Annotated in this window: 16 protein-coding genes and 5 tRNA genes; 3 read left to right on the top strand and 18 right to left on the bottom strand. The window is 36.5% G+C overall.

The genetic code is table 11. The features are described 5' to 3' along the window. Window positions 1-133: 133 nt before the first annotated feature. The 15 genes from rplL to rpsU all read right to left on the bottom strand — a co-directional run bounded on the left by rplL (window position 134) and on the right by rpsU (window position 7015). Entirely contained in the window at window positions 134-511 is a 378-nt protein-coding gene (gene rplL / locus DUT69_RS06565; RefSeq protein ID WP_113652286.1) for a 50S ribosomal protein L7/L12, read from the bottom strand. 64 nt (window positions 512-575) lie between these two features. Beyond that, window positions 576-1097, bottom strand: coding sequence for a 50S ribosomal protein L10 (gene rplJ / locus DUT69_RS06560; RefSeq protein ID WP_113652285.1), 522 nt, complete (start codon window positions 1095-1097; stop codon window positions 576-578). Between the two features lie 2 nt (window positions 1098-1099). Next, a complete protein-coding gene (gene rplA / locus DUT69_RS06555) occupies window positions 1100-1798 on the bottom strand; it encodes a 50S ribosomal protein L1 (RefSeq protein ID WP_113652549.1) in 699 nt (232 codons plus the stop codon). Between the two features lie 23 nt (window positions 1799-1821). Beyond that, on the bottom strand, window positions 1822-2265 hold the full coding sequence (rplK, locus tag DUT69_RS06550) for a 50S ribosomal protein L11 (protein WP_113652284.1): 444 nt from the start codon (window positions 2263-2265) through the stop codon (window positions 1822-1824). Between the two features lie 197 nt (window positions 2266-2462). Then, window positions 2463-3002: a transcription termination/antitermination protein NusG gene (gene nusG / locus DUT69_RS06545; protein WP_113652283.1), complete on the bottom strand. Its 540-nt coding sequence runs from the start codon at window positions 3000-3002 to the stop codon at window positions 2463-2465. 9 nt (window positions 3003-3011) lie between these two features. After that, on the bottom strand, window positions 3012-3206 hold the full coding sequence (secE, locus tag DUT69_RS06540) for a preprotein translocase subunit SecE (protein WP_113652282.1): 195 nt from the start codon (window positions 3204-3206) through the stop codon (window positions 3012-3014). A 91-nt stretch (window positions 3207-3297) separates the two neighbouring features. Then, a tRNA-Trp gene (locus DUT69_RS06535) sits at window positions 3298-3368 on the bottom strand. A gap of 52 nt (window positions 3369-3420) precedes the next feature. Beyond that, window positions 3421-4608 (bottom strand): elongation factor Tu, encoded by a 1188-nt coding sequence (gene tuf / locus DUT69_RS06530; RefSeq protein ID WP_113652281.1) that lies wholly within the window; start codon window positions 4606-4608, stop codon window positions 3421-3423. A 122-nt stretch (window positions 4609-4730) separates the two neighbouring features. After that, window positions 4731-4802: transfer RNA gene (locus tag DUT69_RS06525), tRNA-Thr, on the bottom strand. A 75-nt stretch (window positions 4803-4877) separates the two neighbouring features. After that, a tRNA-Gly gene (locus DUT69_RS06520) sits at window positions 4878-4950 on the bottom strand. An 81-nt stretch (window positions 4951-5031) separates the two neighbouring features. Then, window positions 5032-5114, bottom strand: a tRNA-Tyr gene (locus tag DUT69_RS06515). Window positions 5115-5152: 38 nt separating this feature from the next. Beyond that, a tRNA-Thr gene (locus tag DUT69_RS06510) sits at window positions 5153-5225 on the bottom strand. A gap of 232 nt (window positions 5226-5457) precedes the next feature. Then, complete coding sequence (gene hpf, locus DUT69_RS06505; RefSeq protein ID WP_113652280.1) at window positions 5458-5805, bottom strand: ribosome hibernation-promoting factor, HPF/YfiA family; 348 nt, start codon at window positions 5803-5805, stop codon at window positions 5458-5460. Window positions 5806-5818: 13 nt separating this feature from the next. Beyond that, the gene (locus DUT69_RS06500) at window positions 5819-6703 is read right to left on the bottom strand and encodes a tyrosine-type recombinase/integrase (RefSeq protein ID WP_113652279.1); all 885 of its coding nucleotides are present in this window, start codon (window positions 6701-6703) and stop codon (window positions 5819-5821) included. Between the two features lie 117 nt (window positions 6704-6820). Next, a complete protein-coding gene (gene rpsU / locus DUT69_RS06495) occupies window positions 6821-7015 on the bottom strand; it encodes a 30S ribosomal protein S21 (RefSeq protein WP_113652278.1) in 195 nt (64 codons plus the stop codon). A 221-nt stretch (window positions 7016-7236) separates the two neighbouring features. Between rpsU and DUT69_RS06490 the strand changes: the two genes are divergently transcribed. Then, on the top strand, window positions 7237-7623 hold the full coding sequence (locus DUT69_RS06490; RefSeq protein ID WP_113652277.1) for a hypothetical protein: 387 nt from the start codon (window positions 7237-7239) through the stop codon (window positions 7621-7623). A gap of 81 nt (window positions 7624-7704) precedes the next feature. After that, entirely contained in the window at window positions 7705-10347 is a 2643-nt protein-coding gene (locus DUT69_RS06485) for a zinc-dependent metalloprotease (RefSeq protein ID WP_113652276.1), read from the top strand. Window positions 10348-10422: 75 nt separating this feature from the next. Here DUT69_RS06485 and DUT69_RS06480 read toward each other — a convergent pair whose 3' ends face one another. The 3 genes from DUT69_RS06480 to DUT69_RS06470 form a co-directional block, all read right to left on the bottom strand. Further along, complete coding sequence (locus DUT69_RS06480) at window positions 10423-11574, bottom strand: acyl-CoA dehydrogenase family protein (RefSeq protein ID WP_113652548.1); 1152 nt, start codon at window positions 11572-11574, stop codon at window positions 10423-10425. A 430-nt stretch (window positions 11575-12004) separates the two neighbouring features. Beyond that, window positions 12005-12532, bottom strand: a complete 528-nt coding sequence (locus DUT69_RS06475; RefSeq protein WP_113652275.1) for an adenine phosphoribosyltransferase — start codon at window positions 12530-12532, stop codon at window positions 12005-12007. Window position 12533: 1 nt separating this feature from the next. Beyond that, complete coding sequence (locus DUT69_RS06470; RefSeq protein ID WP_113652274.1) at window positions 12534-13442, bottom strand: ComEA family DNA-binding protein; 909 nt, start codon at window positions 13440-13442, stop codon at window positions 12534-12536. A 69-nt stretch (window positions 13443-13511) separates the two neighbouring features. Between DUT69_RS06470 and DUT69_RS06465 the strand changes: the two genes are divergently transcribed. Continuing rightward, on the top strand, window positions 13512-15263 hold the full coding sequence (locus DUT69_RS06465) for a lysophospholipid acyltransferase family protein (protein WP_113652273.1): 1752 nt from the start codon (window positions 13512-13514) through the stop codon (window positions 15261-15263). Window positions 15264-15384: the final 121 nt, after the last annotated feature.

Here is a 15384-nt window from a genome sequence, read left to right as displayed (position 1 = left end):
AGAATAAACTATTTGCTTGGTTTGCCTCGATTCATTTCATCAACCAAACAAGATGAAATGTTTATAAACAGGTAAAGACACCAACATTTTCAGTCGGTGTCTAATACATTTTTAGCTTAGCTAAATTAAGTGATTACTTAATCTCAACTACTGCTCCAGCTTCTTCTAATTGTTTTTTCAAAGCCTCTGCTTCGTCTTTAGCAACACCAGCTTTTAATTCTTTTGGTGCACCATCAACTAAGTCTTTAGCTTCTTTCAAACCTAAACCAGTTAAGTCTTTAACAAGTTTTACAACTGCTAATTTCTGACCACCAGCTTCTTTCAAGATTACATCGAAAGTAGATTTTTCTTCAGCTACAGGAGCGTCGCCACCAGCAGCAGGACCTGCAACAGCAACTGCAGCAGCAGCTGGCTCGATACCATACTCATCTTTTAAGATTTGAGCTAATTCGTTAACTTCTTTAACTGTTAAGTTTACTAATTGCTCAGCAAACGATTTTAAATCTGCCATTTTATTAAGATTTTAAAAATTTACGTAAAAATATTTTTGTTTAATTGCGAACTTAAGGTGTTCGTTAACCTCTTTCTTGTAGTGTTTTAACAATACCTGCGATTTTGTTACCGCCAGACTGTAATGCCGAAACAACGTTTTTCGCTGGAGATTGTAATAGACCAATAATTTCGCCAATAAGTTCTTCTCTTGATTTAAGACTTACTAATGAATCTAAGTGGTTATCACCAACAAATATTGCTGAATCGATATAAGCTGCTTTAAGCTGTGGTTTCTCTTCTTTACCTTTTCTTAAGGCTTTGATCAGCTTAGCTGGACCATTACCTACTTTAGAAAATAATAAAGCCGATTGACCTTTTAATGCTGGGAATATCTCTGATGAATCGCCTTCCAAGCCATCAATCGCAATTTTGATTAATGTATTTTTAGCAACTTTCATTTCGATACCGCTCTCGAAACATTTGCGACGGATGTTATTTACTTTCTCAACAGATAAGCCTGAGGTATCAGCAATATAAAAATTGCCATACTCTTGCATTTTCTCTTGTAGAGCTAAAACTACTTCTTGTTTTTCTTCTCTGTTCATAATTAGATCCCCGCTACTGATTTAGTTTCGATTGCAATTCCAGGACTCATAGTAGAAGACACGTGAATGCTTTTAAAATAAGTTCCTTTTGCAGCAGAAGGTTTTAATTTTGAAATCGTTTGAAGTACTTCCAACGCGTTTTCATATATTTTCTCTGCTGAGAATGATACTTTTCCTATTGAAGCATGGATGATACCAGTTTTGTCAACTTTAAAATCAATCTTTCCGCCTTTTACGTCAGTTACAGCTTTACCAACTTCGTTAGTTACTGTACCTGATTTTGGGTTTGGCATAAGGTTACGTGGACCTAAAACGCGGCCCAGTTTACCTACTTTTGCCATACAAGCAGGAGTAGTGATAATAATGTCAACATCTGTCCAACCACCTTCAATCTTAGACACATACTCGTCTAAACCTACAAAGTCAGCTCCTGCTGCTTTAGCCTCTTCTTCCTTATCAGGAGTACAAAGAACTAAAACACGTACAGTTTTACCTGTTCCGTGAGGTAAAGTAGCTATACCACGTACCATTTGATTGGCTTTACGTGGATCTACGCCTAAACTTACATCGATATCAACCGATGCATCAAATTTAGTTGTAGTAATCTCTTTTACCAAAGCAGCCGCATCCTTTAAAGAATACGATTTGCCGAATTCTAGTTTAGCGTGTGCCAGTTTTTGATTTTTTGTTAATTTCGCCACTGTTGTAAACTGTTTTTTGTTAATTAATTTGTCCAAGGTGCATCACCGCTAACAGTGATACCCATACTACGTGCTGTACCTGCTACCATTTTCATAGCAGATTCGATAGTGAATGCATTTAAATCAGTCATCTTATCTTCAGCAATTGACTTAACTTGATCCCAAGTCACCGAACCAACTTTCTTACGGTTGGGCTCAGCAGAACCACTCTGCAATTTAGTAGCTTCCAATAATTGGATAGCAACCGGAGGGGTTTTGATGATGAATTCGAAAGACTTGTCCACATATACAGTAATCACAACTGGTAATACTTTACCTGGCTTATCTTGGGTACGAGCATTGAATTGTTTACAAAACTCCATGATGTTAACACCTTTAGCACCTAATGCAGGTCCTACTGGTGGTGATGGGTTTGCAGCTCCGCCTTTGATCTGTAACTTAACAAGTGCACCGACTTCTTTTGCCATTTTCTGATTTGTTAATTGTAATACTCAATGTTAAATATTGGAAGCATGTAACATTTTGTTTTCCTTTAAGATAGGAGAATGGAATGCATAAATTGAAACTAGGTCTCTTTTAACACATTACGCATACGCATAAACCAAAAGGACTGCAAAGATATGAATAATCTTGCAGTCCTCAAATATATTTTGTAAAATAAATTCTATTCTTTTTCTACTTGCATGTAGTTAAGCTCAAGTGGTGTTTTTCTACCGAAAATCTTAACCATAACTTTAAGCTTTTTCTTTTCTTCGTTAACCTCTTCAATTACGCCGGTAAAACCATTAAATGGACCGTCCATAACTTTGATGTTTTCGCCAACATAGTAAGCAATGTTCATTGTTTCTGCTTGTTGGCTCATCTCGTCAACCTTGCCCAAGATACGGTTAACCTCTGCTTGGCGCATCGGTATTGGATTTCCAGCTTTATCACCTAAGAAACCAATTACACTGTTTATACCTTTAATAATATGCTCTAACTCGCCGTCTAAAGTTGCCTCGATTAACACATAACCAGGGTAATAGTTACGCTCTTTAGCAATTTTCTTTCCGTCTTTCATTTGGTAATATTTTTCCATCGGTATTAAAACCTGAGGTACCAAATGCGAAAAACCTAAACGGCTAATTTCTGCATCAATATACTGTTTTACTTTTTTCTCTTTACCGCTTACAGCTCTAACAACATACCACTTTAATTCGCTCATTATAGTATACTAGTTAATAGATTTGTAAAAAGTATCAAGGATATAGTTAGAGCCTTTATCCATTCCCAACACCACTAAAGAAATAATTGCAGATGCTACTAAAACCAATATTGCAGAGTTCTGTAACTCGCCCCAAGTAGGCCAAGTAACCTTCTGAGTCATTTCTTCGTATGATTCCTTAATAAATTGAACTACGCTAGCCATATTTATAAAAATTTGAATGGTTAAATCATGAATGATGAACGAGTTTAATCACCCATTTAAACATCCAGTCATCCTATCATTAGAGTTTAAGCACGGGAACAAGGATTCGAACCCTGATCAAAGGTTTTGGAGACCTCTATTCTACCATTGAACTATTCCCGTGTATAAAAAAGAGCTAGCCTAAACTAGCTCTTTTAATATTTGAAGCTTAAAATTAAGCTACGATTTCAGTTACCTGACCAGCACCTACTGTTCTACCACCTTCACGGATAGCGAAACGTAGACCTTTTTCCATTGCGATTGCGTTGATCAATTTCACAGAAATTGTAACGTTATCACCTGGCATTACCATCTCAGTACCTTCAGCTAGTGAAATTTCACCAGTTACGTCTGTAGTACGGAAATAGAATTGAGGACGGTATTTGTTAAAGAATGGAGTGTGACGTCCACCTTCTGCTTTTGATAATACATAGATCTCAGCTTTGAAATCTGTGTGAGGAGTTACCGAACCTGGTTTACAGATTACCATACCACGACGGATATCAGTTTTCTCAATACCACGTAACAATAAACCTACGTTATCACCAGCTTCACCATAATCAAGGATCTTACGGAACATCTCAACACCAGTTACTGTAGATTTTAAGTTCTCAGCACCCATACCTAGGATCTCAACTGGATCTCCAGAGTTGATTTGACCACGCTCGATACGACCAGTTGCTACAGTACCACGACCAGTGATCGAGAATACATCTTCAACAGGCATTAAGAATGGAAGATCAGTTAAACGTGGAGGGATTGGAATGTAGTTATCTACAGCTTCCATTAATTCCATGATTTTACCAACCCATTTCGGATCGCCGTTTAATCCACCTAATGCAGAACCTTGGATTACAGGAATATCATCACCTGGGAATTCGTAGAAAGATAATAATTCACGAACTTCCATTTCAACTAATTCTAATAATTCTGGATCATCAACCATATCCACTTTGTTCATGAATACAACTAATGAAGGTACACCTACCTGACGAGCCAATAGAATGTGCTCACGAGTTTGTGGCATTGGACCATCTGTAGCAGCAACAACAATGATTGCACCGTCCATTTGAGCCGCACCAGTAACCATGTTTTTCACGTAATCCGCGTGACCTGGACAGTCAACGTGTGCATAGTGACGGTTAGCTGTTGAATACTCAACGTGAGCCGTGTTAATTGTGATACCTCTTTCTTTTTCCTCTGGAGCAGAGTCAATTGATTCGAATGAACGTGCCTCAGATAAACCAGCATCAGCTAAACATTTTGTAATTGCTGCTGTTAAGGTTGTTTTACCGTGGTCAACGTGACCGATTGTGCCGATGTTTAAGTGCGGCTTGCTGCGGTCAAACTTTTCTTTTGCCATGTTTTTATACTTATTAGTAGGTTAACTTTTTTTATTTATTTATTGTTTTGATACAATTTTCAATACAAAAAACCTTGCTCTTTCTGTTTAAAACAGATTTAACAAAGTTTGTTTTCTTTTTGAGCCAACTATGGGAATTGAACCCATGACCTCTTCCTTACCAAGGAAGTGCTCTACCGCTGAGCTAAGTCGGCTTATTCATTTAGCTCATTAGTTCATCTGTTCTTTTGGGCTTTCTAAGCGAACCAAATTACTAATGAACTTCCAAGAGCGGAAGACGAGGTTCGAACTCGCGACCTATAGCTTGGAAGGCTATCGCTCTACCAACTGAGCTACTTCCGCTTTTTGATTTGCCACTTTTAAACTTACGAGTTTAGCTTAAACTTCAACCTAAAACCTGCATTTAAAATCTAAAATCATTTGTGGGGAGAGAAGGATTCGAACCTTCGAAATCTTGCGATAACAGAGTTACAGTCTGTCCCATTTGGCCGCTCTGGAATCTCCCCGCTTTTATTCTAAAACTTAGTAGCCATAAAATAAAAAGAGCCTCCTATCGGAATCGAACCAATGACCTACTGATTACAAGTCAGTTGCTCTACCAGCTGAGCTAAGGAGGCTTTTTATGTTTTGTTAAATGTGGCGCAAATATATAAAAAATTGTGCTTTTATATAATTTAATTTAACTTTTTTCTCTTTTCACAGAACTTTCCTTTTCTTAAGAACTAACGCCCTTTCCGAAATGGAATGCAAATCTACACAAATAAATCTTTGTGCAAAATATATTTTAAAAAAAAAGTTTGGCAATTTAATTTTTGCCAAACTTTTTAAAATAATTACGTAATTACTAGCTTAATAATCAGCTACTTCATCTGCATTTAAAATTGCCTTGTGTTCGCTTAATTTTGCACGTGTTTTATCTTTGTGTTTTGTAATTTGCTTCCTTAAAGACTCAATTGCTAAATCCGTGGCCTCTTCAAAAGATTTACATTGCTCTTTTGCAAACAATGTCATGCCCGGAACCATTAACTTTATTTCAGATATTTTATTCTCTTCGTCTTCTACATTCTCTAACTTCAAGTAAACCTCCCCACCTATTATCTGATCAAAAAACTGATCTAACTTATCTACTTTCTTCTGAATGAAATCTAATAACTTTTTGTCTGCATTGAAATGGATTGACTGTACTCTAATTTTCATTTTTCCTCCTTTTTTATGCCTTTGGATGGGCTTGTTTATATATAGATTTTAGACGTTCTATTGAATTATGCGTATAAACCTGCGTGGCAGCTAAACTAGCATGACCCAATAGTTCTTTAATTGCATTTAAATCGGCTCCCCTATTGAGCAAACTGGTAGCAAAAGAATGCCGTAAAACGTGCGGACTTTTTTTGCTTTGGGTAGAAACATGCGTTAAATAGCTATTTACAACCCTATAAATTAGTTTACTATAAGCAGGAGTTCCTGTATTGGTAACGATTAAGGTAGCGTTTTTGTTATCAAAATCCTGCGATAATTTTAAATTTATGTAATTTTTTATTTGCGTAACAAGTTCGGCATGCAGTGGTATAATACGTTCTTTGTTGCGCTTGCCCAAAACCTTAATCGTTCCCTGATAAAAATCGATATCGTTTTCTTTCAAGCCCATCAGCTCTGCTAAACGTACACCCGTTCCAAATAAAATTTCTATAATTAATTTATCTCTTCTACCAGAAAAATCTAACGAGAAATAATCATCGTTATCTAACAGGAAATCCATTTTTGCATCTTCTACAAATACAGGGAGTTTTTTAGGAATTTTGGGAGATTTGATAAGTGCCATTGGACTATCTGCCCTTAGTTCTGTTGTGATGGCATGTTTATAAAAACTACGCAAGGCGGATATTTTCCTGCCCACAGTACTTTCCGAAAGATTTTCTTCAATTAACGAAGCCAGGAAGCTCCGTACATGCACAGCCTTAGCATCTAACAAACCTAATTCAAAATTTTCATTCAAAAATACTTCGAACCTTTGCAAATCTTGCTCGTAAGAAACCACAGTATGATTAGAGTATCGTTTTTCGTGCTGAAGAAAAATTAAGAAACTATTTATTGACATAGACAAGGTGTATCACGTTAAGTGAATATACAAAAAATAATACGAGCAAATATTTTTTTCAAAAAAAAACGTCCCGACCAAAAGATCGAGACGTTTTTATATGTTAGCCAATTAGAACTAAAGCGTTCCTTCTTGGTGCATGTTCTGAATGTATACAGCGTGTTTAATTTCTGTACGACGAGCAACAGATTTTTTCTCGTATGCCTGACGACTACGTAGTTCTCTCAATACACCAGTTTTTTCAAACTTTTTCTTGAAACGTTTTAACGCTTTATCTAATGATTCGCCGTCTTTAATGTTAATTATAATCATAACGTAGAAATACCTCCTCTCAATGTTTTTTAATTCCCTAGTATTCGGGGTTGCAAATGTAGATAATTAATTGATAATTAGAAAGCTTTAACAAAATATTTTTTTCTCATATTTAAAATCAGCTATTCAAACATTATACACGCAATTTCAGTTTAGTTAAAACTATTTATTTTCGGAATTAAATTTTCTTTCCCTACATTTAAATACCTTAAAAACATACTATGACAACTGGAAAAAAAGTTACCACAATTATTGCGATCATATTATTTATTATAGTTGGCATATTCGTTTATTACCGTTACTATTTTGTTTTTGGGGAGGGCGTTAAAGCCGGCGAACTAAATTACATCGTTAAAAAAGGATACCTTTTTAAAACGTATGAGGGCAAGCTTATTCAAACTGGGGTAAGATCAAGACAAACTGGGACATTACAATCAAATGAATTTGAATTTTCGGTTTCTAATGAGGCAGTTGCACAAAAAATGATGGCTAACAGCGGAAAGACCTTCGAATTGCATTATAAAGAATACAAAAACACGTTACCTTGGCGTGGCTTTAGCGTTTACGTGGTAGATAGCATCGTTATGATGAAGGAACCAATGCCATAAAATAACTGTTAGATTTTCAATAGTTTTATTCGCAACTAGTTATGATTAAATTTTTCTATTTTTAGTAAAATTTAATCAATCATGACCAAACGACTCGTTCTATTCTCCCTTTCGCTAGTGTTAGCAACGGGAGCACTGGCTCAAGAAAAGAAAAAGCCGGTTTCTGTAGTTGATTCTGTTAAAAAAGCAGTAATCGATTCTATTAAAAAAGCAACGCCTGCTAAAACTACCTTAGCCGATAAGATTAAGGCTAGTAAGCAAATCGATGGTTTATTTAAGCTATATCGAGATACCACAACAGGCAGCTTACAGATGTACATAAGTAAGAACCAACTTGGCAAAGACTATATTTACCAAAGCTTTTCTATGGGTGGGCCAACAACTTTGTTTCTTAACCAGAACATGATTAGGTCTACCATGCTTTTTCACATAAAGAAAGTTGACGATAAAATAGAGTTTTTAGAGAAGAACACAAATTTCTATTATGATAAAAATAATGCTGTTAGCAAATCGGCCAATGTAGACGTATCTGATGCGGTAGTATTTAGCGAAAAATTTACTGTAGAAGATAAAGACGGCTATCTTATTAATGTAGATGGTCTTTTTCTAAGCGACAAGTTAGACCCCGTTAAACCTGCAACTCCGCCGGGAATGCCACCAGGAGCAATGTTTGTTTTAGGAAGTCTTAATGCTGGCAAATCTAGATATGAGACGGTAAGATCATTTCCAAAAAACACCGATGTTGTTGTTAACTTAGCCTATGATAACCCAATGCCAATGAATGGTGGCGGAAAAGATATTACAGACGCACGCTACGTAAGAGTTAAAATACAGCACTCGTTTTTAGAAGTACCTACAAATAATTTCCGTGCACGTAGAGATGATCCGAGAGTAGGATATTTCGGTGCCGAAGTAGATGACCTTACCTCAACCTCGGCCACTCCGTATAAAGATTTTATAAGTCGTTGGAACCTCGAAAAGAAAAACCCATCTGCAAAACTTAGCGAACCAGTAGAGCCAATTACTTTTTGGATCGAGAATACAACTCCGCTAGAATACCGCAGTATCATAAAAGAATCTGGAGAGAAATGGAATGAAGCTTTTGAAAAAGCTGGTTTTAAAAATGCTGTTGTTATGAAACAGATGCCTGATGATGCAAAATGGGATCCGGCAGATGTATCTTATAATGTAATTAGATGGGTGTCTTCAGCATATCCATCTTACGGCGCAATCGGTCCAAGTTTCTTCAATCCTTTAACAGGTCAGATTCTTGGCGCCGACATTACAGTTGAATGGAAATCTGGTGCGGGGGTTGCAGTTTTAGACGAGCTTTACAATGGTGGTAATGCAACTAGCTTGGCTCTTCCTTGGGAAAACCCAATAGTAGCAACTACACCACAAATGCACAACCATAGTAAAAACCACGCCGCTACTTGTATGTTAGCGCAAGAGTTAAGCATGCAATATCAAGCCGGACTTACAGCAATTGAAGCTTTAGATGCAGATGCTCCCGAAAAAGAAAGAGCAGCTTCAGTTAAAGAAATGCACAAACAGTTCTTGTATTATTTAATTATGCACGAAATGGGACATACACTTGGCCTAAACCACAATATGAAGGCTAGTCAAATGTTAAGTCCGAAAGAAATGAATGACACTAAAATCACGCGTAAAATTGGTTTGCAAGGTTCTGTGATGGATTATCCTGCTATAAATATAAGCAACGATAGAAGCAAACAAGGTGATTACTATACAACCAAAGCTGGTCCGTACGATTGGTGGGCTATAGAATACGGCTACACGCCATTTAGCGAAGCTGACGAGGAAGCTGGATTAAATAAAATCTTAAGCAGAAGTACAGACCCACAACTTGCTTTTGGTAATGATGCTGACGATATGCGTAGTCCAGGTGGCGGTATAGACCCGAGAGTTAACATAAACGACCATAGTAATGATATGGTGACTTATGGAGAAGATCGTTTCAAATTGATTAACACCATGATGCCGAAATTAAAGGCAAGATTTAGCAAGCCAAACCAAAGCTACCAAGAGTTACGCATGCGCTACCAACAACTAAATGGCCAAAGATCTAGTATGGCCGCTGCTTTAAGCAGATATGTTGGCGGTGTTTACGTAGACAGAAGTTTTGTTGGACAAAAAACTAATGTTGCACCTTTTACACCAGTTCCAATAGATTATCAGAAAAAATCTTTAGCGTTGTTAAGCAAGTACATATTTGCTCCTGATGCTTTTGATGCGGACAAAGATCTCTTCCCATATCTTCAAATACAACGAAGAGGTTTTGGTTTCTTTGGCAACAACGAAGATATTAAACCTTTAAGTAGCTTTATGTCTTTACAATTAAGCACACTTGCGCAGTTATTACACCCGAATACGCTAACCAGAATTAACAATAGCAGTTTATACGGCAATACTTATTCTGTTGCGGCCGTAATGAATGATTTGACGGCAGATATTTTTGATGCTGATTTAGGTAAAAACGTAAATCCTTTCCGCCAGAATTTGCAAACCGAGTTTGTAAAAGCATCTGCAAGCATTGCTAATGCTCCTGGAGGTTATGATAATGCAAGCAAGGCTGCTGCTTTTACAACGCTATCGAATATAAAAACCAAATTAGCTGGTTCTCTAAGCGGAAGTGATGAGCAAACTATTGCCCACCGCAAAAACCTAATGTTCTTAATTGAAAAAGCTATATTAGTTAAATAATAAAATAATAGAACAAAAAAGGGTGGATAGTTTTAGACTATCCACCCTTTTTTTTATACAACAAATTTGCTAATGTTATTTCAAAATCTCTCTTGAGATTACCAATTTCTGTATTTCAGAAGTTCCCTCCCCTATGGTACAAAGTTTGCTATCGCGATAAAATTTTTCTACGGGAAAATCTTTAGTGTAGCCATAACCGCCAAATATTTGTACCGCTTCTGTTGCACATCTCACGGCAACTTCAGAAGCAAAATATTTAGCCATTGCCGATTCTTTGGTCATTGGCAAGTGACGGTTTTTTAAATCTGCGGCTTGTCTGATTAACAATTCTGCTGCTTCAATTTCTGTAGCCATATCGGCAAGTTTAAAACTAATGCCTTGGAAGCTAGAAATTGGAACACCAAACTGATGACGTTCTTTAGCATAACCTACCGCAGCCAAATATGCTCCTTTTGCAATACCCAAAGATAAAGCTGCAATAGAAATTCGGCCACCGTCTAAAACCTTCATTGCCTGTTTAAAACCATCGCCCTCTACACCTAACAAGTTTTCTTTTGGTACGCGGCAATTATCAAAAATCATTTCTGTAGTTTCTGATGCACGCATGCCTAATTTATTCTCTTTTTTTCCGGCACTAAAACCTGGCGTACCACGCTCTACCACAATTGCCGAAATACCTTTAGCGCTACCAGCCTCTCCGGTACGTACCATAACTACTGCTACGTCGCCAGATTTACCATGGGTAATCCAGTTTTTAGCTCCATTTATAACGTACTCATCGCCATCTAAAACAGCAGTGGTTGTCATACGTAAAGCATCAGACCCGGTATTAGCCTCGGTTAAACCCCAAGCACCAATCCACTCGGCTGTAGCTAATTTTGGCAACCATTTTCTTTTCTGCTCTTCGTTACCAAAAGCCAAAATATGACCAGTGCATAAAGAATTGTGCGCAGCTAAAGACAAACCGATAGAGCCACATACTTTTGATACCTCTACGATTACATCAACATATTCTTGATAGCCAAAGCCTGACCCACCGTATTCTTCGGGTACTAAAACACCCATTAGACCAAGCTCGCCTAACTGTTTAAAAATTTCTACAGGGAAATGTTGCGATTCATCCCATTCCATTACGTTTTGACGAATATTTCTTTCGGCAAAATCGCTAACCATTTTTCTAATGATCTCTTGGTTTTCCGCTACTTCAAAACTAAAGCCGTTTTGCATATATAAGGTTGGTTTAAAAAAAGAAAAGCTTAAATCAACGCCTTTAATATGCGCTGGATTTAAACTTTTCTTAAGATTTATATTTGGTTTACGACAATGATAAACAAATAAAATAATTACCACAAGCGATTTTTATTCGCTAAAAAGTAGAATGTTTTGGTATTTGGTTCATTTACTTTATTGAGCTTGTTTTAAAATTAGTTTAACCAATAACTTTAGGCTCGAAAAAAAATTAAATTATTTTTAAAAAAGTTTAAATTAAGAAGTTTTAAGCGGTTTTTGAACCGAGAACAATTATTTTATGCTTAATAATTTAATGTACCTACGTTGTTAAATAAACCCGATGGAAACGAGCATTCCGATTTATCGGAATAAAGTGCACAGCGGGACTATAGTACCAAAACGCCACCTGCAATCGTTTTCAAAAACATCAATAGGTTACTAACGAAAAGGTATGATCGGCGAACTGGTTTAATCGCTGTTTACCGTTTAAAAAATCTAAGCTGATAAGAAAAGAATAACCTACTACGTTAGCATTTAGTTGCTGTACTAGTTGAGACGCCGCTACAACAGTTCCGCCTGTTGCCAATAAATCATCATGTATCAACACATTTTGCCCCTCTGTAAACGCATCTTCGTGAACCTCTAACGTTGCACTTCCGTACTCTAGATCGTAAGATTGTTTGATGGTTTTGTAGGGTAGTTTCCCTGCTTTACGAATAGGTACAAAAGGTACTTTTAATACTTGTGCTAAGGCCAAGCCGAATAAAAAACCTCTGCTTTCTATACCTGCAACAACATCTATTTTTAAATCTTTAAGTTGTTCAGCTAACGCTATCGTAATTTCACGGCATAAATCGGCATCTTTTAAAACTGGCGTAATGTCTTTAAAAATAATGCCAGGCTTCGGGAAATCGGGAACGTCTCTTAATGTTTGCTTAATTTTATCTTGTAGCATTTTAGAAAGTTAAATAGGGTGCTATGTTCTGAATATTTTCGGGGCTCAAGATAGCTACTTTCTTCAAATCATCAACATTGTTAAAATTGCCATGTTGTTTACGGTACTGGATAATGGCATTAATTTGCTTAAACTTTAAATACGGATGCGTTTTCAAGTCGTCGAAAGTTGCCGTGTTAATATTTATCTTTTTGATATTTCCGGGTTCTATCTTTACCTGCGTTTTAATTTCTGCATATTTAATGCTATCTAAACCGTAAACTTCTAGTAGCTGTTCTTTTTTATAAAAACCACCTAGTCGCTCTCGGTATTTTACAATTCTACGGGCAAAAGCTGCACCCACTCCTTTAATTTCATCTAACGCTACAGTATCTGCAGTGTTTATATCTACAATTACGGCTGTTTTCTTAACGTAAGCTGGCTTTTCTGGGTATTCGGTTTTGTAGTATTTTGCTCCAGTAGCTTCTATTTGTATATAAGGTAGCAAAGCCTGATATTTTTGCGGTGAAATAGTATACATCTTTTGCAAATCTTCGGGTTTATAAAATTTGCCACCTTTGTTTCGATAATTAATAATTGACTGTGCCTGTTTTACAGAAAGACCCAACTTTTGCCAATCTGTTACGCCAATTTTATTAGGATCGAAAGTGAAGAAAGTTTTGTTTTTAACAGTTTCTGAATCCTCTATATCGTTACGTATATTGGCATAGTAAGTCGGTTTCTGCTGATTGACGATTACCAATTCTTGCAGGGCTTTTTGCATTGCCTGGTCGGTTTGCGCTTGATTTTTAACTAATAAAGGTCTTAAGTACGGGAATGCACTTACCAGCAACAAGATAGCCATTAAAGCTAGCATAGCGTTGTACTCTCGCTTTGTAAAGCCAAAGTAGTTATTTAACTGATTTTTCATAGTTTGGACAGGTACTATAAATATAATCGTTATTTTTGATATTGCTTTATGATTTATACCTGCTTTTAAATGAAGATTATTACCAAACAAGAACTTGCCAAAGCAACCAAAATAGACAAATTAGGTGTTCCGGGTTTAGCAGCCTTACTTATGGAAGTAATGAAGCTGAACGATATTAACGAAGTGTTTTCTAAAAACCAACATTTTGCCGGACTAGAATTTGTAGACAAGATTTTAGAAACCATTGGAGTTAGTATTGATTTTGACGAGGATGATTTAAAAAACATTCCGAAAACAGGAGGCTTTATTGCTATTGCAAACCACCCTTACGGCGGTGTAGAAGGCCTGGCATTGGTTAAATTACTATGTACGGTTAGGCCAGAAGCCAAGGTAATGGTAAACTTTATTCTTAAAAAAATCCCTAACCTAAGCGAGTTCTTTGTTGCCGTAAATCCGTTCGAAAATGTACAGCACTCATCAAGCATTAGCGGTTTAAAAGCCACATTTGATTTATTGCAGAATGGTACACCGATAGGAATTTTCCCGGCAGGTGAAGTAAGCACATTTAGCTTGGAGAGCCAAGAAGTAACCGATAGGCTTTGGCATCCGGTCGTAGGTAAGCTTATTTCTAGGTCGAAGGTTCCGGTGGTTCCAATTTACTTTCATGGAAATAATGGTGTTCTTTTTAATATTCTAAGTTTCATTCATCCTACTTTACGTACGGCTAAACTTCCATCTGAATTTTTAAATAAACAAGGCTTAAAAATTAAAGTTAGAATTGGCAAGCCTATTAAAATTGAAGATATTTCTTATAAAAAGGATACCAATAAACTATTAGACTTTTTAAGGGCAAGAACTTACGCATTAGGTACCAGTTTAGAGGAAGAGAAAAAATTGTTTAACCCCATTAGTCTTTTTAAACGTAAAAAAACACCTGAGGCTATAGTTCCAGAAACTGATAGAGGGCTAATTGTTAAAGAGGTTGAAAAACTGGAAAACTACAAAGTTTGGGAAGAAAAAAACTACGAAGTTTATATTGTACCAACGGCAAGTATCCCGAACATTTTAAGAGAAATTGGCAGACTACGCGAAATTACCTTTAGAGAGGTTGGCGAGGGAACCAATAAAAAGATTGATTTAGATAACTACGACATTTATTATAACCACCTTTTTATTTGGGATAAGGATGGGCAGAATATTGTTGGCGCTTATAGAATTGGTAAAGGCGATGAAATTTTGAACACCATGGGCAGAAGAGGTTTTTACCTTTCCGAATTATTCAAAATTAAAGAACCTTTTTATCCAGTGTTAAGACAAGGAATTGAGTTAGGCAGATCGTGGATTAGGAAAGAATATCAACTGAAGCCTCTACCATTATTTTTGCTGTGGAAGGGGATTTTGAAATACCTGTTGGATAATCCGCAATACAGATATATGTTTGGTCCGGTTAGCATTAGTAACAGTTTTTCTAAACTTTCGAAATCGATTATTGTAGATTACATCACTAAAAACCATTTCGATTACGAGATGGCACATTATGTAAAACCTAAGAATAAATTTAAAGCCGATTTAACCCAAATCGATAGAAGTTTATTGGTTGAAAGTAGCGACTCGCTTAAAGATTTGGACGGCTTAATTGGCGATATTGAAAACTCTCATATTAAAATCCCTGTTCTTTTAAGACAATATATGAACCTGAATGCAAAGATTATTTGCTTTAACATAGACCCTAAATTCTCTGATTGTTTAGACGGATTTTTAGTTGTAGACACACAGAAAATTCCGGCGGAGATGTTGGAAAAGATCGGTAAGAATTTCTAAATCCAAATCCTGAATTGGAATTTGCTGTTTATTATCCCCCTAGGTAATAACGAGTAAAAACAAAAGCCACGACATCCATCGTGGCTTTTTGTTATCAACTAACCTAAACTTAAACGTTATA

Source organism: Pedobacter namyangjuensis (assembly GCF_003313325.1).
GTDB classification, from domain to species: domain Bacteria; phylum Bacteroidota; class Bacteroidia; order Sphingobacteriales; family Sphingobacteriaceae; genus Pedobacter; species Pedobacter namyangjuensis.
The sequence above is the reverse complement of the archived record's forward strand: the minus strand, read 5'-3'. Positions and strand labels throughout refer to the sequence as shown.